This window comes from Bacillus sp. F19 (assembly GCA_023823795.1).
Lineage (GTDB): Bacteria > Bacillota > Bacilli > Bacillales > Bacillaceae > Bacillus_P.
This window is the reverse complement of the sequence record CP085710.1, coordinates 4,156,190-4,175,118: the sequence shown is the minus strand read 5'-3', so window position 1 is coordinate 4,175,118 and position 18,929 is coordinate 4,156,190. Positions and strand designations below refer to the sequence as shown.

Here is an 18,929-nt window from a genome sequence, read left to right as displayed (position 1 = left end):
TATAGTGAAATGAAAAATGATGCTATAGATTTGAGGACAGCTCACGGGTAAGGAGGAGCGGAATGACAAATTTGAAACCTTCTATGCGTCTGAAAGTGAAAAGGGACACTTTTTTTCTCCCTGATCCAAACAGCGGTGTTTATTTTCGAAATAATGTAAGTTCATTCCATATGAAAGGCAGTACGATCGATCAGTGGGTAAACAAGCTGATGCCAATGTTTAATGGAGAGTACACATTGGGGAATTTGACACACGGATTGCCGGACCAATATCGAGATCGTGTATATGAAATTGCAGAAGTTCTGTATAAAAATGGGTATGTTCGGGATGCAAGTCTAGACCGTCCTCATCAATTGGCAGATCAGGTTCTTAAAAATTATGCTTCTCAAATTGAATTTTTAGAAAGTTTCGGCGATTCAAGTGCGTACCGTTTTCAAGCCTATCGTCAGGCCAAAGTGCTTGCGATCGGCTCTGGCCCTTTTTTTGTCTCGTTGGTTTCTTCGTTGGTTGAATCTGGATTGCCCAAGTTCCATGTGCTGATAACGGACTCAGTACCGACCAATCGGATGCGGTTAGAAGAATTGGTGGTACATGCTCGTAAAACGGACCCCGAGGTAGCAGTAGAGGAAGTCATCCTGAAAAAGGAGGGGGAAAGTTCTTGGCGGGAGATCGTGAAGTCGTTTGATTCGATTTTGTATGTGTCGCAGGAAGGCAATGTAGAGGAACTGCGAGCTCTTCATAAGATTTGCAGGGAAGAGAAAAAGCTGTTTGTCCCAGCTCTATTTCTGCACCAGGTGGGTCTGGCAGGTCCTCTGGTTCATCCAGACTCTGAAGGATGCTGGGAGTCTGCTTGGCGCAGCATACACGTATCAGTGTTTGGTAAAGATGAGCAATTACAAAGTTTCACTTCTACAGCAGGAGCGATGTTGGCCAATGTGATCGTGTTTGAATTGTTTAAAAACGTTACGGGAGTTACTGAATCAGAACAGGGGAATCAATTCTTCCTGCTTGATCCGGATACGCTGGAAGGAAATTGGCATTATTTCATCCCTCATCCGCTTGTGACCGGACGTATTACAGCTGAATGGATTCAAGATTTTGATTTGGGACTCAAACAGAGTTCGGGCAAAGGTGAGCTTGGCGGGCTGCTTCTCTATTTAAGCCATTTGACATCTGCGGAATCTGGTATTTTTCATATTTTAGAAGAGGAGGATTTAAAGCAATTACCGTTAGCACAGTGCCGCGTACAGGCAGTTGACCCGTTGTCTGTGGGACCAGCCGAGCTTCTGCCAAGCATTGTCTGTACAGAATTGACACATGAGAAGGCACGGAAAGAAGCGGGTCTAACTGGAATTGAAGCGTATGTGTCTCAAATGGCCGATGTGCTCGTTGCCACTCTTCCTCTACGACAGAAAGCAGAAACCGGAGAATATGTTGGTGTTGGAGCGGGAGAAACAATTGCAGAAGGCGTCTGCCGCGGATTGCAAAAGTGTTTAACAGCGGAACTGAACAAACAACTGGTGGAACAGAAGAATGTTGTCTCCCGGGTGCAGTTAAGTGATGTAGAAGATGAACGTTGCCGGTATTATTTACAGGCACTGACCACCATGCAGGGCGCACCGATCATCGGTTTGGGTAAGGAAGTCTCCGGTTTCCCTGTTGTATGGGTCGGCACGAATGATCGCTGGTATGGCAGTGCAGATCTGAATACAACAATGGCGCTGCAAAAAGCGCTGCAACAGGCGCTGATGAATGGAAAAAATCAATCGGCACAAGCGTTGCCGGATTCGTCCGTGTTTCTGGCAGAAAAGGCACCACAAAGCCTTGTAATCCGTACGAGTGAAGAAATATCCAAGGTTTTGCAGTCCGCAATGCAGGTCCTGAAACGGAACCGCAAGCGAATCTTGGTTTTTGAACTTGAATTGGAACCATTTTTGAAAAAGGAACCGGTAGGTGTGTATGGTACGTTGTTACGAGAGGAGGAATCCCGGTGAGTGCAGTCGTAGTGGTTGTCGGAGAAGGAATGTTAGCTGACCACTTGTGTGAAGAATTATCAGCACAATACCAGGTAGTTCGACATATTGATTTCGAGGCAGGAGTACCTGAAGCGACTGATTTAGTTCTAGTGTTGCACGATGCCTGGAATCCTTCCGTTCATCAAAAAGCGGAAGAAGTGTTACGTCCAACCGGCATTCCTTGGCTGCGTGGATTCGTCTCATTTGGAGAAGGCGTTGTAGGACCGCTGATTCGCCCGGATACACAGGGGTGCTCCCAATGTGCGGACATGCGACATCTCATGGCAGGACGAGACCGTAAAGAGATGTGGGAAATTGGGCAGAGGCTGGCTGCGGGCGATGGAATACCGCGTGACGCGTGGGCATCCAGCACGGGGCTTATGCAGATCGCCTATCTGCTTGGGGCGGAGGTTCAGAGGATCTTGCAAGGGGATATGGCGTACTCAGAAGGACGGGTATTTTTAATGAATCTGAAAACATTAAAGGGTTCATGGCATCCTTTTCTGCCCGATCCGTTATGTCCGGTTTGCAGTCAATTACCTGATGATTCACCGGACGCAGCCCGAATTTCCCTAAAACCAAGTCCAAAAATGGAAGGCAGTTACCGCTGCCGTTCGATGGACGATCTAAGTAAAGTTCTAGTGAAAGACTATCTGGATCACCGGACGGGCATTTTGAATGGGAAAATGTATGACCTAGTACCGCCGTTTGCTGATGTAGGTGTGAATTTGCCGTTATTCACAGGGGATGAGGGAGTAGCTGGACGGACTCATTCATACGCAGTAAGTGAGTTAACTGCTATTTTGGAGGGCTTGGAGCGGTCCTGCGGTATAACGCCCCGTGGAAAGCGGACGGTGGTCTATGATAGTTACCGTAATCTGAAAGATCAAGCGCTCAATCCTATTAATGTAGGAGTGCACGCGAAGGATCAGTATGCCCGGCCTGGTTTTCCATTTGAACAGTTTAACCCTGATCGTCCGATAAATTGGGTATGGGGCTATTCGTTTTTGCAAGAGCGTCCAATTTTGGTTCCAGAGCTGCTTGCCTATTACAGCTTGGGGTGCGGACATGGATTTGTCTATGAAACTTCCAACGGATGCGCATTAGGAGGAAGTTTGGAGGAAGCCATTTTCTACGGTATTTTGGAAGTGGTGGAACGTGATTCGTTCCTGATGACTTGGTACGCAGAGCTGCCCCTCCCGCGTCTTGATCCTTATTCGGCTAATGATAAAGAATTGCAGTTAATGATCGACCGTGTGCGGGCAGTGGGGGGATATGATCTGCATATTTATAACTCGACGATGGAGCACGGAATTCCAAGCGTTTGGGCGATGGCAAAAAACAGGAAGCAAAAGGGAGTGAATATCATCTGTGCAGCCGGAGCTCATCTGGATCCAGTACGGGCGGTGAAAAGCACGGTTCACGAGTTGGCTGCCATGATGCTGACGCTTGATGAGAAATTAGAGACGGACCATGAGGAGTTTGTGCGAATGCTGCAAGATTCTTCCTTGGTGCAGAAGATGGATGATCATGGCATGCTGTACGGTTTGCCGCAAGCGCAGGAGCGCCTGCAGTTTTTGCTGGACGATAATCGTCCGTTGCGGTCGTTTGATGAGGAATTCAAGTGGAAATCGACTCATGCAGATCTGACCGATGACCTGCAGGACATTCTTCAGAAGTTTCGTCGATTGAACCTCGATGTGATTGTGGTGGATCAGTCAACATCGGAAACGAAACGAAACGGACTGTATTGCGTGAAAGTGCTGATTCCGGGGATGCTGCCAATGACATTCGGACATCACCTTACGAGAGTAACAGGGCTTGAGAGGGTGCTGAGGGTACCAATGGAACTTGGATATACCAAGCAGCCGCTCACACTTGAACAGCTCAATCCACATCCACATCCGTTTCCATAAACGGTAACTAGGAGGGGCAGGAGGATGAGTCTCGATACATTTCTGCACAATCTGCATTTTGACATCGACAAGGCAAGCCCAACGGACTGGGAAGTGGATTGGGAAGATGCACCGCTTCCGTATAAGATTTACCGTGGCTTGCCTGTTTTTTCATTATCTCTGGAAGTACCGCTGACGCTTGAAGAATGGGAAGAACCAGAACAGCCTAACCTTCGGAGAATCAGTCACTTTCTCTGGTATGTATTCGGCCTTACTCAATTTTCCCAGTCAGCTTTTTCCACTGCAGATCAGGCACCGGAACTAATGCAGTCGTATCGGCGGTTTGTTCCTTCCGGCGGGGCGTTATATCCAAACGAATTGTATGTGTATCTGAAGATGGAGGATTTGCCTGCTGGTGTTTACCATTATGATGTGGCACACCATCGCTTGGTGCTGTTGAGAGAAGGCAATTTCGATTCATATATAGCCAAGGCTCTTGGTAATCGCTGTGATGTGTCTGCTTGTTTTGGTACCGTTTTTGTGTCGACAATGTTTTGGAAAAACTTCTATAAATACAATAACTTTGCCTACCGTCTGCAAGGGTTAGATGCCGGGGTGCTGATTGGACAGTTATTGGAAGTAGCAAAACGGTTTGGTTTTGCTTCGGGGGTGTACTTCCAATATCTGGATCGGGCGATCAACCATCTGCTTGGACTAATCGAAGAAAAAGAGAGTGTGTATGCAGTTATCCCGCTGACAGTGGAACCTACAAGCTGGTTTACTAATGGGAGCGGCAGAGATGAGCTTGTTTCTGCTGCTGAACTGTGTCGAGAGCTGCAAGCAATTCAACCTAATTACTACGTCCGATCACAGAGGATCAAAACGTTTCCGATGTTAACGAAGATGAATGAAGCGTCCATGCTAGAATCAGCCCAATCGTTTCGGCAAATAAAGGCGAGGGAGAATGTGAATGTTGAGAGTCAAGCGTTATCTCTCCCTCATATGAAGAGGTTATCGTACGATCTGGCTTCGGTATGTCAAAAGCGATTTTCACCGGACATGGATTTCATCTTAGGAAAGGTCAGTCAATCGCAGTTGGCAACTCTTCTGCAGGAAGCAACGTCCGCATACTTGTATCGAAATGATTTGGATGAAGCACATAAGAAAATCGAGCCGCGTGTCTCACTGTATGGCTGTTTGTATAATGTAGAAGGCATTCCGGACGGTGCTTATTATTATGATTGCGATGATCATGCGTTACGACAGGCAGATCCAGGTGATCATCGACTTCATTTACAATACGGAATGCCAGTAGGTAATGTAAATTTATTCCAAGTTCCACTCTGCTTTCATGTGGCAGGCAACAAAGATCACCTCATATCGGAACTGGGGTACAGAGGGTATCGTATCCAGCAAATGGAAGCGGGTATGCTCGTGCAACGATTATTGTTAGTGGCTTCAGCCCTCGAGATGGGAGGACATCCACTACTAGGATTTGATGCGAAATTGAGTGATGAAATATATAAGATGGATAATCAAGGAAAAACCAGCCTAATCCAAATCCCGATTGGTCCCTATCGACCTCGCCCTTGGTTACAGGGGAGTTTACAAAGCTAAGTTATGGCGAGAATGAAGATATTTTCAACGGTTAAAATGTCTGCAGAGCCAATGCTGAAATGGAATAAATGGAAAAACCATCTATCGCCCTGATAGGTGGTTCTATTCGTAACTCGTGGAGATTTGCAGATCTATAGTGAAGTAGGATGAAGTCGACAAATACTTGTTGGCTTTTTTTATTGCATATCAGGATAAAACTGCGCAGTCACTTATACAATCTGAATTCGTAAAATTTTACATTAATTTGTATGAAAATTGTAAAACAGCTAATGATAATAGACAAATTAAAGATTGGTGTGGTAGTAATGGATGTAATATCAGCTCCGCTTTTATTGGGTATAATCATGTTCCTAGTCGGGATTTATATCATAACAGTTTTTGTGAATTGGGCTAAAAATAAAAAAAAGAAAAACGGTATTGATCCAAATGAAATTGTGGTGAAGAATCAAGATGAATTATGATGCTTCAGTTTCCAATTCTATAGTCAAATTTTAGGTTATAAAGATATCCTCCCCTTCATATTCTTAAGTGGTACTGTTTACGAAGGGGGAGATTACATGGATAAAGAAATAAAAAGCGTTTCAATTGAAGAAATTGAGCTGCCTCATTTGTTCACATTTGAAAAAGAGCAGGAACAAGTTGAATTTGGTTCTGCAAAATACTTTAAAGATGTTTACAGCGAAAGAATAAACAATCTTCTAAGTGAATTCCTACACTGCAATATTGAACAGGTAATTTCAAATTGTGATGGGAATGTAGAAGAAATCAAATTAAAAATAAGCAACCTTATAGAAGTTTATTATCAAGCAAGACTTAAGTTTGAAAAGACAAAGCAGCAACTAAGGGTTTTTTAATCATAAAAAAGAAGATCCTCAACCAGTTAATGGTTGGGATCTTCTTTTTACATTAGGCGGTCTGCAGGGTGAAATTAAAGAGTGTACATCTGACTAAGTTACAAAACCTCTCCATTAAGAGACGGGTTTTTTTCGGTATTCTGGACTAAAATCTAAACCTCTTGTTCAATATGGACAAGGGGTTTAGATTCAAAGATAAGAGTATAGGTTTTGGAGTTAGGTTTGTAGCTCCACAAGGAAAGCTACTTTGAATGATCATCGCAGGAATAATCTGTGCCTTTAATTGTTCTAGGGCGTCTGGTGCTTTTCTAATTATTCCGCTAAGCTTTCAGCCAATTGGTTTTCTTTCCACATGACTGTAATACCAAGGCCAATGATCATAATGACAGCTGCGAAAAGATAAGGATAGTGGATGTTTACGTCAAAAAGTATTCCGCCCATGGCTGGCCCGACGATATTACCTAAGCTTGTATATGTTGAGTTCATTCCTGCAACAAATCCTTGTTCTTTACCGCCAGCTTTCGATAAAAATGTCGTCAATGCCGGACGAAGCAAGTCAAATGCGAGGAAGATGAAGCAAGTTACCACTAGTACTCCTAAAAGGCTAGAGACAACGGTGGACGCCACTGCCAATATTGAACCTATAATTAAACATAATTGGATCATTTTCTTTTCACCGAGTATATCTACCATTTTTCCAAACATAAATATTTGCACAACAACTCCAAAGATTGAGCTTATTGTAATAATAGCTGCAAGGTCCTTAGGCGTAAAGCCGAACTTATGATCAGAAAATAGGCTAAAAACAGTTTCATATGCTGATAAACCGAAAGCAAGTACAAATACAATGATAAATGCAATAAAGTAAAGCGGATTAAGTGATCTTTTTAAATCGCTTATAAAGTTTGTTTGCTTTGTATTAGCAGAAATTTCTGCAAGCTGTTCCTTTGTTAGCGGCTCTTTTAAAATAAATATCGATGTAATGCATGCTAAAAAAGCAATGGCTGCTGCAAAGAAGAAGGGCAAGCGTACACCATATTCTGCAATAAAGCCACCGATACCAGGTCCTATAATAAAGCCAGTGCTAATTGCGGCCGAAATATAGCCCATCGCTTTTGCCCGTTCCTGAACTGACGTAATATCTGCAACATATGCAGTAACACCTGGCATAATAAAGGCGGCACTTATACCCCCTAGAATCCTTGATATATAAAGCACCGATACATTCGTGCCTACACCAAAGATAAGTTCTGAAACACCAAAAAGGAATAAACCGAATATGATGATTTTCTTTCTGCCGTAACGGTCAACCCAACGACCTGCGAATGGTGACATAAGCAGTTGAGCTACCGCAAATACGGCAACAAGATAGCCCATCGTACTTCCTGATAAATGCATGATATTCATAAAAGACGGCATAACGGGTATGATGAGTCCAATTCCCAGAAATGCAATGAATATATTGCTTAGCAGGATAATTAATACCGCTTTTTGTTTATTAATTGGTTTCCTCATGTATTAACACCTTTTTCTGTATGAATCATTGATGTGAAATACCTCTCCAAAATACTATCCAAGAGGCTGCTAATTTATCTTTCAGCCGTTTCTCATCATTGCCGTATACAAGCTCTAGCATAATGGAATCGACTACTCCTAAGAAAGCAAAGGTCGGTATTATTGCTGCATCTCCGACGATTAATTTAGCATTGATCCAATCCTGAAATTTTCTTTCCAGTATCGTCTGCACCTTTTCCTCGATATCTATGACTTCCCGTGCAATTGCTTTTTCAAGATGGGCTGGCGGAAAAAAAGACATACGCAGCCAAAACTTTAACTGCTCATTTTGTTGGAAAAGATTGATGACCAATTGTAGAAATCCGTATAAATCTTTTTCTGGGTTTTTTGCATCAACTAAATATTGGAGTTTTGAAGACAGCTCCGTCTCTTTCGCATCACGTAAAACTTGCAGAAAAAGATCATCCTTACCATTAAAATGGGCGTAAATGGATTGTTTTTTCATGCCGACTTCTTCAGATATTAGAGAAAGAGATGCTCCTTCATAACCGTGAATTGTGAAGTATTTTAGAGCAGCCTTTTTAATTTCATTGCTTTTCAATAAATATCACCTCAAATTTAACGAACGTTCGTTAGTTATATTAGCAAATTAAGTAAATAAAAGCAAGCAGATTAGTTTAAAGAAGGGTATTCTGCAGCACGGTAATGCAGAAAAATCATCCACAATCGCTCGCAATTTTGCATCAAGAATTTAGTTAAGAGTCAGATTGTGGAGGAACAGGAGTGCTTTTGGAGAAGTGCTAGGGTGGTAATAAAAGTCATTACTTGAAAAATTGTTGCCTTTGAAAAATTTCAATCGAAGAAACAATAATTTTAAAAGAAAGGGATATGACCTTAATGAAACGAATATTAATCGAAGTTAATTTCGTGTATAATACCAATTTTATATACAGTGAAGAGCAGTGGGAGCTGTTCTTAAAGATTAACAAGCTGAAGCTAACAAGCAACAAAATTTCATAATTCCTTGAAAAAAATCTTCTCTTTCAAGAGAAGGTTTTTTTGTGTTTATATCAATCAGATACAGATATTATTTAGTTAAGGGCAATATGTGTTAGTTCTGAAGAGATAGGGTAAATAATTAAGGTAATTAAATAAAGCAATAATATGTCTCTATACTTCAGATCAAGGAGAGGTTGTTATGATTTATAAGAGAATATTGGTAGCTATTGATGGTTCAGAGGGAAGTAAGCAAGCGTTACAGCATGCAAATGAGCTAGCAATGAACAATGGGGCAGAATTGACATTGATTCATGTTAAGAACGAGACCCATCTGCCACTTTATGGTGGAGTATACCCCGTAAGTGAAGCTGGCACTCAAATTATTCAGGAAGAGGTAGAAAGAGCTGAAGAAGTTGAGATAGGTAAAGGTGAAGCTATATTTAGAAAAGCTAAAGACGAAATATCTCCTGATATTAAGGTTACTACAGCTCTATTAGATGGTGACCCAGCAGCATCCATTTGCGGGTATTCAGAAAAGAACAACATTGACCTTATCGTTATGGGAAGCCGAGGACTAAGTAGAATAAAGAAGTGGGTCTTAGGCATGTCAGCCAAAAAGTATTATCAGAGGCCACACAGGCAGTTCTTATCACTAAGTAAGGTCAAGGTTTTATCAGCTTGGACGTGAAAAGAAAGGTTATTGTCTATGAAATCTGAATATCAAAAATAAAAGCCCTCTAAATCTACTTAAGTGCATGGAGAGCAGAAAGGCGATACTTAAGCTGACCTATTTGCCATAGGTCAGATTTTCTAGTTTACTGTTCAAGTATGTCTACAAGTCATTCAATTGTGTTCATCAAATATGAGAGAAGAGAAGTTGCTATTAAAAAGAAATCGCTTCAATTACTATAGCATATCCATGAAACTCAAAAACAAAAGCTTTTCTTGCAGGCTCGGGGTTAAAGAAAGGAATACAGGAGGTTTTATTTAAACAGCGGCTCGACAAGTACTAAATTTTGTTGGTCTGTGATCATTTTTTTTCATCAGCAGCTGCATTTTAGTTAATCACATTACCAGTCGAATTTTATGCAAGTGCCAGAAAGAAGGGTATTAATTATATACCTCAACTTCAAGTTTGAGTTAAAATTGTATTTCACCCAAACCTTCGGTAAAAGAGCTAAGTTATAAAAATATGAAATTTCAATTTACATAATAATATAGATTATATACAGCTAATAAATTTTACTAAAGCAGTGAGAACTGCACTTTTTGATAGTTAAAAAGTCTGATGTCAGCTGCAATTATACAGCTGGAATTGAGCTCTTTCATTATATTAAGGCCAAATTGATTGACTTTATTATAAAGCATGTGTACAGTAAATATTAAATTAATAGGAAGACCACTAGGGGAGCCATTTTATGGCTGAGACAGGAGTTATCCTGGACCCTTTGAACCTGATCTAGTTCATACTAGCGTAGGAAAGTGGAGTCAGTGTATGAATATATATAATTATTCTGCCGCTCCATTTTTGGAGCGGCTTTTTCGTATTTAATTATAGTCTCTCCCTATAGTGTCTTCCCGTTATAACCAATAAGGGGGCTAAATGTATGAGTTTTTCAGCAGAACTAAGAAAGGAAGCAAATCAAATCTTTAATGCGATTTTCGAACATCCTTTTGTCAAAGGAATTGCCAATGGAGGATTAAAAAAGGAGCAATTAATTCATTATGTTAAACAGGACTTTGAATATTTGAATTCCTTTATCAGAATCTATGGAATAGCGGTCGCGAAGTGTGAGAATCGTGAAGATATGGATATGTTTAATCAGCAAATTTCATTTATATTAAAAAGTGAAATCCATCCACATAATAACTTTTGTCAAGTAGCCGGTGTTCCATATGAGGAATTACAAGGATATCCGTTATCACCATCTTCACATCATTACATACGTCATATGCTTACAGTTGCTCACGAAGGAACATTAGGGGAAATTTTAGCTGTCTTATTACCATGTCCGTGGACGTATTGGGAGATTGGGAAAAGAATATTAAATGAAGTTAATCCAGATCGCTCTCATCCATTTTATGACTGGATAAATTTTTATGGTAATCGTACAGATTCGATCACAACTAAATTTTGTGCCCGTATAGATGAGTGGGCAAAGGAAGCAACAGAGAGAGAGAAAGAAAAGATGAAAGAACATTTCTTAATAAGCTGTCAGCTTGAATATATGTTTTGGGATATGGCCTATAAACTCGAAGAATGGCCTGTGAAAATGGAGGCAGTAAAGTGATGAGCTGGAAGATGAAAGAAGTAGTTCTTGCTGTTATTCTAGCAGTGGCTTGTGGAGTTATTTATTTAGGATGGTCTACTCTTTGGATTCCGATTTCCGCTATTGTGGGGCCGGTGGGTGCAGGTTTTATGTTTGGGATTTGGGTGATTGCCAGTCCAATTGTAGCGTATATTATCAGAAAACCGGGTGCGGCCCTTATTGCAGAGGTTGCAGCGGCAGCAGTAGAGTTATTAACAGGAAGTCATTTTGGTCTATCAGCCCTTTTAATTGGTGTCTTTCAAGGTATTGGTTCAGAAATCGCATTCGCGATATTCAGATATAAACGCTACAACCTATTTACATTAATGCTATCTGGGGCTCTTGCAGCGGTTGGAAGCATGATCTATAACTTAATTGCCAACGGTTTTGGATATTACACGACAGAAGTATTTTTTGTTACGTTAGTAATTCATGTGATAAGCGGAATGATTCTCGGTGGTTGGTTAGCTAAAGTAGTCGTGGACTCACTCGCAAAAACAGGTGTTTTAGAACAATATGAAATTATGAAGGAAAAAAGGAAAAGGGAAAACTTAAATGGAAATGTTTCTGGGATGTAAGGATCTATCTATTCGCTTTTATAATCGTTCTGAAAAAATACTCAGTTGTATTACATTGTCAATAAATAAAGGGGAGAAAGTATTAATACTAGGGCCTAGCGGGAGTGGGAAATCTACTTTGATTTCCGCTCTTGCAGGTATTATCCCTGAGCATATTGAGGCAGAAGTAAGTGGTGAAGTATTCCTCAGGAAAGATGCCGGCGTTATGTTTCAAGATCCTGATTCTCAATTTTGTATGCTTCATGTGGGTGAAGAGATTGCTTTTAGTCTCGAAAACCGGTCTATTCCGCGAAACGATATGGACAAAATGATTTCTGACTTGATGGATAAAGTAGGGCTAAAGATAGATAAGAAAACACCAATTGAAACATTATCCGGTGGTATGAAACAAAGATTGGCATTAGCTTGTTTATTAGCATTAGAACCAGAAGTCTTGTTCTTTGATGAACCAACAGCCCAATTAGATCCTGCTGGCAGGAACGAGATATTTGATTTATTGAATCAAATTTCCCAAAAGACAAACCAAACGATGGTTTTTGTAGAACATGTATTAGACGGCTGCATTGAATGGATGGATAGGGTCGTTATCATAAATGAAAGTGGGTGTATTATCGGGGATGGAAAGCCAAAAGAGATTCTGCTGAACTTTAATAATCAAATGAAAGAAGCTGGTATTTGGCGGCCGAAATTATTTCCGGAAAAATGGATGGAAGTTGTTGATAATAGTTCACATCCGCTATCTATCAAACTTTCAAATATAAGAGATAAGAAGTCAATATTAAAAACCAAAGAATACAAAAAAGAGGATATTTTTATCAGCATCGAAAATGTTGAAATTGGTTATAGGAAGAAGGCAATAGTGAGAGACATTAATATAAGAATCCATAAAGGGGAATGGATTTCGATCGTCGGTGAAAATGGAAGCGGGAAAAGCACCTTCTTAAAAAGTCTTATACGCTTGGAGCCAATTAAAAAAGGGAAAATTCACTTTCAAGATACTGAACTGAAAAAATGGTCAGATCGAGAATTATATGAAAAAGCGGGCTTTGTTTTTCAAAATCCAGAACTTCAATTTATAACGGATACTGTATTTGAAGAAATTGCCTTTGGCGGCCGACAAAGAAATTGGCCTGAAGAGCTAATTAATACAAAAACAAAACAATTAATGCAGGAGTTTGGATTGGAATCTTATCACAATGCTCACCCTTTTACATTGAGTTTAGGACAAAAACGTCGGTTAAGTGTTGCGACTATGTTATTGTTTGATCAAAATTTATTATTACTTGACGAACCAACTTTCGGTCAGGATGAAAAGACAGCTAGAGAGCTTATTAAACGCCTAAAAGAGAGACAGGAACAGGGAACAACCATTGTCATGGTGACTCACGATATGGATTTAGTTGATGATTTTTCAGATAAAGTAATTCTCTTCAACAAGGGGAGAGTGACATATCAAGGGACACCTTATCGGTTGTTTTCTGATCAAAATCTTTTATGTGAAAGTGCGTTAATTCCGCCGCTCCATTATCAATTGATGCATGCACGAAAGGAGAGTAATTTATTATGAAGACTAACCATTCATTCCTCTCTACTCTAAATCCTTCATGCAAATTACTTTCCCATTTTTTGATTATGTTTATATTGATGACAATTTCACATCCAAAAGTTACTTTTTTGATATGGTTTTTTGCGGTATTACTCGGGATTTTTTTAGGCGGATGGAGAATTACCTTCCTCATGAAAAGGCTTTTTCCTTATTTAGGTTTTTTTATTCTTGTATTTTGGATGATGGCGGCTTTTGGTGAAGGGCAAGAAACAATTTGGAAATGGGCCTGGTTCCATATCACCGAAGAGAGTATGAATCATGGCTTAACTTTAGCTTTACGTATGTTAGGGTTTGTAACGTATGGACTATTATTCACCTCTACAACAGACTTAACTTTGTTCATTATGAGTTTAATTCATCAATGTAAACTTTCACCTAAATGGGCGTATGGGCTATTAGCGGGGTTCCGCTTTATCCCATTATTCCAATCTGAACTAAACCAAATGAAGACTGCTCATAAAGTAAGAGGCTATAAGCAAAAAAATAGTTGGAAAGCTTTTATGAGGTACTCTTTACCACTGTTTACTCAAGGAATACGAAAATCAGAACGAATTGCTATAGCAATGGAAGCACGTGGATTTACGGGTACAAGACACCGAACCTATTATCAATCAACTAAAATAGTAACAAAAGACTGGGTCTATTTATTTTCTTTGTTAATAGTTGTACTGGGGATCCTTATTTTTATTGAATAAAGTTAGTTATTCCATTAATGGACGTCATTCTTGAATAGGGGTGTTTCTTTTTATTAGTGGCTTTAATGGAATATCCGTATAAATCTAAATAGACGCATACAAGTCAAAAGACCCGTCAATGACGAGTCTTTTTTATTTAACCTAAGACAATTTCAATGTCAAAACCAATCTCATTTTTCTTATTAATTTTGAAAAAGCATCTCAAACGGAACTCTTTAATCTTTATAGGAGCTGCTTTTTTCTATGTCATTAAGAATATGGAGTTATTTATACAATTTCAGGGTTTATGGAGCAAGTAAGGTCTTAAACGATTTTAAGCTCCAACTTTTTACAATTACAAAACAGCGGTATAGCTTTACATTTAGTTTGTGCTTTCAATAGGTGCGTTAGAATCTTTTAAAACAGCCACATTCTTTGTTAATAGGCTGACAATCAACATCGTGGCAACATTAACGCTCAATGCAATAACACCTACATTAATATCCTTAACGAATTGTGGCAGAGAAGGGAAAAGAGTAGCAAGTGTTGTTTGTGTAATGGTCGTATATGCCACAACCCCAACTCCGATAATCATTCCAGCTGCCGCACCTTGCTTCGTTACAAAATTATTCTTCATTAAGCTTAAAAGCAGGGCAGGTGCCAATTGTGTGACAAAACTATACCCCATTAACAGGAGGGTTACGATGCTGTCACCCCCATTGAATGTAAAGTATACACAGACAAGGGTCACAACAGGGACAAGCAGTTTTGCCAGAACGGATACTTGTTTTTCAGTAGCTGTTGGCACAAACACTTTATATACGTTTTTAGATAAAGAGGTAGATGCTGCCATAAGCAGCATGGAACCTGGCACAAGGGCTGTTAATAAGCCAGCTGCTCCAATCACCCCCACAAACCATGGATCGAAGGTTTGAATGGAAATCCGGAGCAAAGCAAGATCGGTTTCCGTTCCTTTTAAATTCGGCACTTTCACGATAGCAGTATATCCTACAAGAAAAACGAACAACAATATAAGTGTATATAAAGGGCTGATAATCGCATTTTTTCGGAAGGACCTGCCGTTTTTGGCTGAATAAATGGCGCCATAAAAATGTGGCCACATATAGACACCAAGCACGGTTAGCAGAACAGTTGAAATAAACCATGAAATACTAAACCCGCTATCAGGAAGTGCAAGGAATCCTGGTTTGGCAGCTTCAACTGCCTCAAACATCGGCTGTATGCCTCCGAAGTAATGGAATGGAATGTAAATTCCCAGGAATACAACTACTATAAGGATCAAGATATCCTTAAGAACGGCAGTCCAGGCAGATCCGTGAATGCCTGAAATCATGACATAAATAGTAATTGCGATTGCCCCAATCCAAATAGCAAGCGCGGGTGAGATTTTTCCATAAGACCCCTCTGACACAATAATGCCAAGTCCTTTTAATTGAAGAACGATGTACGGAATGATGGCAAGCACCCCAATGAGGGCTACAATTATTCCAAGCGCAGGGCTTTTATATTTGCTTACATAAAAGTCAGGTTGTGAAACCAGATTGTTTTCTTTCCCATATTTCCAGATTGCAGGGAGAAGCCAGTAAGATAAGACGTACATCAATGAAATATATGCAACCAAATAAAGTGCTGGTCCACCCTTATCGTAGGCCCACCCGCTTCCGCCAAGAAAAGTAACTGTTGTGTATGTTTCACCAGCCATCAGGAGGAAGACGAAGAGACTGCCAAATCCCCGTTTGCCAACGGTCCACTGCTCCAAGTCCATATCCTTTCCTTTTCTTGCCAGAATCCCCAGATAAATAGAGAGGAAGATAAATCCGAAAATAATAATCATTGCTGAATTCATTCAAAATCACCTTCCTTATTTGCAGGATCCAGTTTGAATATTATGAGCATAATGCCGGAAGTGAGCAGTACCCACATGACAATCCAAAACAGAATAAACGGAACGCCCAGCACATAAGGAGTAACCCTATTGACTATGGGCAATAGCCCAAGCATCCCAATAAACGGTACCAATCCTAACAGATAAATCGGTTTCATAATGAACCTCCTTTGAATTATAAATTAATTATTAAGTCTTGGTGTACGTTTAGTTATAAGAGAGATTAGAAGTTTCACTTTGATAGACAAATTTTCCGTCAATAATGGTAGATTCGACATTCAGTTCTTTTATGTGTTCAGTGGGTATAGTCAGGATTTCTTGATCCAGTACAACTAAATCTGCCAGTTTTCCAGGCTCAATACTGCCTTTGATTTCTTCTTCAAAACTTGCATAAGCCCCATTCCAGGTGTACATTTTTATTGCTTCAAGAACATCAACCCGCTGACTTAAACCTGCCTCCTGACCGGACATGGAACGTCTATTCACTGCACAATGAATTCCAAGAAGAGGATTATGATCTGACACAGGGTTGTCCGATCCACAGGCAACGACTAACCCTGAATCCAATAAATCCCGCAATGGATACATTTGATTCACCCGCTCACCTATATGCTTAATGTATGCATCACCAAATTCGTAAAAGAAGTTTGGATTCGGAATGGGAATGACATTTAACTTTTTCATCCGTTTAATAAGGTCTGGCATAGAAAGCCCGCCATGTTCGATTCGGTGGCGGTGGTTATCTCGCGGAAATTCTTTTAGAGCCGTTTCCATACATGTAAGAAGCATGTCTATAGCACGGTCTCCCTGAGCGTGAGCTGTTATTTGAAATCCTTTTTTATGAGCTTTTCCAAGGACTTCATTCAGCTCATTCTGATCATAGTAAAGGACTCCGGATTCATTTGGATTGCTTGTATAAGGCTCTCTTGTAGCCATTGTCGGAACACTGCTTGCCCCATCGGTAAATACCTTCGCAGGCCCTATTTTAAAATACTCATTCCCAAGTCCTGTTACCATGCCGGAATCCGTAATCCTTCTTACATATTTGGCCGAATGGTTAAGGGAAGACAGCATGGCGTAGATTCGCACTTTAACCTCGCCTGCCTGAACGGCCAATTGCATTGCTCTAAGACTGTCTGCATCATTTCCGCCGGCATCATGAATGCTTGTGTCTCCTGCTTCCAAGTAGTGATCTGAAGCTAACGCAATTCCCTTTCTAAGCTCCATTTCACTATACTTGGCTGCGTTTAACATCTGCATATGAGCTGTTTCAATTAAGAAACCGTTCAGGTTTCCGTAACAGTCACGATCAAATTTTCCGCCTGGCGGGTCAGGTGTTTTCTCGTTTATTCCAGCGATTTTGAGAGCTTGGCTGTTTACTATCGAGTGATGAGCACAAGTTCTCATAATCATAATAGGGTGGTCAGAAGAAATTTCTTCAAGTTCTATTCTTGTGGGATAGCGTTGTTCAGCAATGGTTGTCTCATTAAACCCCCATGCGCGTATCCATTCTCCCTTAGGTGTTTGCTGTGCTTTGCGTTTTAATTTATCAAAAATATCGTCCAATGATTTCATTTGAGGTTCTTTGCAATTGATTGCCAGTTTGTTCGTACCATGCAGAGTAATATGTAAATGAGAGTCAATAAATCCAGGCAGCAAGCTCTTTCCTTTTAGATCAATTACAGCTGCAGCATCTGTAATCAAGTTTTTAATTTTCTCGTTCTGACCTACCGCAACAATTCGGTTGCCCGTTATCGCTACAGCTTCTGCAATTCGGTTGCTAGAATCTGCTGTAACAACTTGGCCATTTATAAAGACGATATCGGCCATCTAAAAACCTCCTTTTTTAGTTTGTTCAACTGAAAAATAAACCTTGAGTAATTTGCATATGTAAATAATATCAGAATATTTAAATAAATATATGTGACATAACGTAAATGAAATGACCTAAACAAGTTACAATCTGTATAAATGGAAATAGAAAAAGAAGTTGATATTCATTTAGAATAGCTTGATGTACTGGTTGTATTTTATGTCTCCCTTTGCAAAATATTGTTTAATAATCAAGGTTTCGTCATCACAATTCCGCTAAAAACCCATGTTTCTTTTAAGTATCAGATGACTTATCAAACTGTAAATTTTAAAAAAGTATTGGTATTCTAAGTAGAAGGAATAAGACTATTTTAACTATTTATTTATTACCAAGTACTCGAGGCAACTTTCTGCAGAAGTTAGGACAATTTTGCGAAGCGTGTGAAGAATACATGCGTGCGGCGTCGTTAACCACCAATACGCGTCTGAGGGAATTTTTTTTGAAACAAGTCGACGATTGTAGGGAAGAATAGTAGTTTTTTATTGTGTGGATTTCGCTGTTTACTGATCGCCTTTATAGTAGATGAACAAATTTTATAATTTTAAAGAGAGGTTAAGATGATATTTCTATGTATGGGTTATTTTAATCCGGAAAAAATGGACGCCCGTCCAAAAGAAGAGATTGATGCTGTTATGGGAGAATGTCAGCCCCACCTAGAGGAATTCTACAAGAAAGGTCAAGTGATAATAGATGCTGGTCTTGAATTGGAGACAAAATGCTTGAGTCGGGTAAACGGAAACGTAACGGTTACTGATGGACCTTTTAAAGAAACCAAAGAATTGATTGGGAGTGTATTCCTAATAGAAGCAAAAGACATTGAAGAAGCCATTCAGATTGTCACACTGCATCCGACAACACAAGTGAGTAAGGGAGAGGAATTTGGCTTTCGTATTGAAATTCGTCCTGTACACTATTTCAAGAAGAGCGAATGATATTTCTGAACAGTTTCTTAAGGGCAGCATTCCAGTAATATGTTTCACAATCGGGCGCGATTACTTAACAAAGTGTCGCCTCTTCTTATTGAAGTAAAGGGCAAATTAGTTGAATAAGAAAGGACTATTTGATTATTAAATGGAATAAATAAAATA

Annotated in this window: 16 protein-coding genes and 1 riboswitch; of the genes, 11 read left to right on the top strand and 5 right to left on the bottom strand. The window is 40.0% G+C overall.

The annotated features are described in order from the left end of the window. Positions 1-62: 62 nt before the first annotated feature. From LIT25_21545 to LIT25_21525, 5 genes are all read left to right on the top strand, one after another. Positions 63-1,994, top strand: a complete 1,932-nt coding sequence (locus LIT25_21545) for a putative thiazole-containing bacteriocin maturation protein (GenBank protein ID USK33105.1) — start codon at positions 63-65, stop codon at positions 1,992-1,994. Continuing rightward, positions 1,991-3,931 (top strand): TOMM precursor leader peptide-binding protein, encoded by a 1,941-nt coding sequence (locus LIT25_21540; protein ID USK33104.1) that lies wholly within the window; start codon positions 1,991-1,993, stop codon positions 3,929-3,931. Before LIT25_21545 ends, LIT25_21540 begins: the two co-directional genes overlap by 4 nt. Before the next feature lie 24 nt (positions 3,932-3,955). Continuing rightward, on the top strand, positions 3,956-5,527 hold the full coding sequence (locus LIT25_21535) for a SagB family peptide dehydrogenase (GenBank protein USK33103.1): 1,572 nt from the start codon (positions 3,956-3,958) through the stop codon (positions 5,525-5,527). A 305-nt stretch (positions 5,528-5,832) separates the two neighbouring features. Next, complete coding sequence (locus LIT25_21530) at positions 5,833-5,988, top strand: hypothetical protein (GenBank protein ID USK33102.1); 156 nt, start codon at positions 5,833-5,835, stop codon at positions 5,986-5,988. A gap of 96 nt (positions 5,989-6,084) precedes the next feature. After that, the gene (locus tag LIT25_21525) at positions 6,085-6,381 is read left to right on the top strand and encodes a hypothetical protein (protein USK33101.1); all 297 of its coding nucleotides are present in this window, start codon (positions 6,085-6,087) and stop codon (positions 6,379-6,381) included. Positions 6,382-6,693: 312 nt separating this feature from the next. Here the strand turns inward: LIT25_21525 and LIT25_21520 are convergent, their stop codons facing one another. Both LIT25_21520 and LIT25_21515 read right to left on the bottom strand, forming a co-directional pair. Next, on the bottom strand, positions 6,694-7,896 hold the full coding sequence (locus LIT25_21520) for an MFS transporter (protein ID USK33100.1): 1,203 nt from the start codon (positions 7,894-7,896) through the stop codon (positions 6,694-6,696). Positions 7,897-7,921: 25 nt separating this feature from the next. Next, the gene (locus LIT25_21515) at positions 7,922-8,497 is read right to left on the bottom strand and encodes a TetR/AcrR family transcriptional regulator (GenBank protein USK33099.1); all 576 of its coding nucleotides are present in this window, start codon (positions 8,495-8,497) and stop codon (positions 7,922-7,924) included. A 597-nt stretch (positions 8,498-9,094) separates the two neighbouring features. Here LIT25_21515 and LIT25_21510 point away from each other — a divergent pair. The 5 genes from LIT25_21510 to LIT25_21490 all read left to right on the top strand — a co-directional run bounded on the left by LIT25_21510 (position 9,095) and on the right by LIT25_21490 (position 14,083). Continuing rightward, positions 9,095-9,583, top strand: coding sequence for a universal stress protein (locus tag LIT25_21510; GenBank protein USK33098.1), 489 nt, complete (start codon positions 9,095-9,097; stop codon positions 9,581-9,583). A gap of 706 nt (positions 9,584-10,289) precedes the next feature. Next, positions 10,290-10,393: riboswitch (TPP riboswitch) on the top strand. 109 nt (positions 10,394-10,502) lie between these two features. Next, positions 10,503-11,186 carry a thiaminase II gene (gene tenA, locus LIT25_21505; protein USK33097.1) on the top strand — a complete coding sequence of 228 codons (684 nt, stop codon included), beginning with the start codon at positions 10,503-10,505 and terminating at the stop codon, positions 11,184-11,186. Further along, complete coding sequence (locus LIT25_21500; protein USK33096.1) at positions 11,186-11,782, top strand: ECF transporter S component; 597 nt, start codon at positions 11,186-11,188, stop codon at positions 11,780-11,782. Before tenA ends, LIT25_21500 begins: the two co-directional genes overlap by 1 nt. After that, complete coding sequence (locus LIT25_21495; GenBank protein ID USK33095.1) at positions 11,760-13,349, top strand: ATP-binding cassette domain-containing protein; 1,590 nt, start codon at positions 11,760-11,762, stop codon at positions 13,347-13,349. The genes LIT25_21500 and LIT25_21495 overlap by 23 nt, the downstream gene beginning before the upstream one ends. Further along, positions 13,346-14,083, top strand: a complete 738-nt coding sequence (locus tag LIT25_21490) for an energy-coupling factor transporter transmembrane protein EcfT (GenBank protein ID USK33094.1) — start codon at positions 13,346-13,348, stop codon at positions 14,081-14,083. Before LIT25_21495 ends, LIT25_21490 begins: the two co-directional genes overlap by 4 nt. A 361-nt stretch (positions 14,084-14,444) precedes the next feature. Here LIT25_21490 and LIT25_21485 read toward each other — a convergent pair whose 3' ends face one another. From LIT25_21485 to LIT25_21475, 3 genes are read right to left on the bottom strand one after another with little or no spacing between them, the layout of a single operon-like run. Beyond that, positions 14,445-15,929: a sodium:solute symporter gene (locus LIT25_21485; protein USK33093.1), complete on the bottom strand. Its 1,485-nt coding sequence runs from the start codon at positions 15,927-15,929 to the stop codon at positions 14,445-14,447. Next, a complete protein-coding gene (locus tag LIT25_21480) occupies positions 15,926-16,126 on the bottom strand; it encodes a DUF3311 domain-containing protein (GenBank protein USK33092.1) in 201 nt (66 codons plus the stop codon). Before LIT25_21480 ends, LIT25_21485 begins: the two co-directional genes overlap by 4 nt. Positions 16,127-16,175: 49 nt before the next feature. Continuing rightward, positions 16,176-17,798, bottom strand: a complete 1,623-nt coding sequence (locus LIT25_21475; GenBank protein USK33091.1) for an amidohydrolase — start codon at positions 17,796-17,798, stop codon at positions 16,176-16,178. Positions 17,799-18,398: 600 nt separating this feature from the next. On the opposite strand from LIT25_21475, the gene LIT25_21470 reads away from it, so the two are divergent. Beyond that, positions 18,399-18,773: a YciI family protein gene (locus LIT25_21470; GenBank protein USK33090.1), complete on the top strand. Its 375-nt coding sequence runs from the start codon at positions 18,399-18,401 to the stop codon at positions 18,771-18,773. The last annotated feature ends 156 nt before the right edge of the window (positions 18,774-18,929 follow it).

Excerpts from the sequence above, each read along its gene's own strand:
- LIT25_21545 (USK33105.1), top strand. The coding sequence starts at position 63 with ATGACAAATTTGAAACCTTCTATGCGTCTGAAAGTGAAAAGGGACACT.
- LIT25_21535 (USK33103.1), top strand. The coding sequence starts at position 3,956 with ATGAGTCTCGATACATTTCTGCACAATCTGCATTTTGACATCGACAAG.
- LIT25_21530 (USK33102.1), top strand. The coding sequence starts at position 5,833 with ATGGATGTAATATCAGCTCCGCTTTTATTGGGTATAATCATGTTCCTA.
- LIT25_21525 (USK33101.1), top strand. The coding sequence starts at position 6,085 with ATGGATAAAGAAATAAAAAGCGTTTCAATTGAAGAAATTGAGCTGCCT.
- LIT25_21520 (USK33100.1), bottom strand. The coding sequence starts at position 7,896 with ATGAGGAAACCAATTAATAAACAAAAAGCGGTATTAATTATCCTGCTA.
- LIT25_21510 (USK33098.1), top strand. The coding sequence starts at position 9,095 with ATGATTTATAAGAGAATATTGGTAGCTATTGATGGTTCAGAGGGAAGT.
- tenA (USK33097.1), top strand. The coding sequence starts at position 10,503 with ATGAGTTTTTCAGCAGAACTAAGAAAGGAAGCAAATCAAATCTTTAAT.
- LIT25_21500 (USK33096.1), top strand. The coding sequence starts at position 11,186 with ATGAGCTGGAAGATGAAAGAAGTAGTTCTTGCTGTTATTCTAGCAGTG.
- LIT25_21495 (USK33095.1), top strand. The coding sequence starts at position 11,760 with ATGGAAATGTTTCTGGGATGTAAGGATCTATCTATTCGCTTTTATAAT.
- LIT25_21490 (USK33094.1), top strand. The coding sequence starts at position 13,346 with ATGAAGACTAACCATTCATTCCTCTCTACTCTAAATCCTTCATGCAAA.
- LIT25_21485 (USK33093.1), bottom strand. The coding sequence starts at position 15,929 with ATGAATTCAGCAATGATTATTATTTTCGGATTTATCTTCCTCTCTATT.
- LIT25_21480 (USK33092.1), bottom strand. The coding sequence starts at position 16,126 with ATGAAACCGATTTATCTGTTAGGATTGGTACCGTTTATTGGGATGCTT.
- LIT25_21475 (USK33091.1), bottom strand. The coding sequence starts at position 17,798 with ATGGCCGATATCGTCTTTATAAATGGCCAAGTTGTTACAGCAGATTCT.
- LIT25_21470 (USK33090.1), top strand. The coding sequence starts at position 18,399 with ATGATATTTCTATGTATGGGTTATTTTAATCCGGAAAAAATGGACGCC.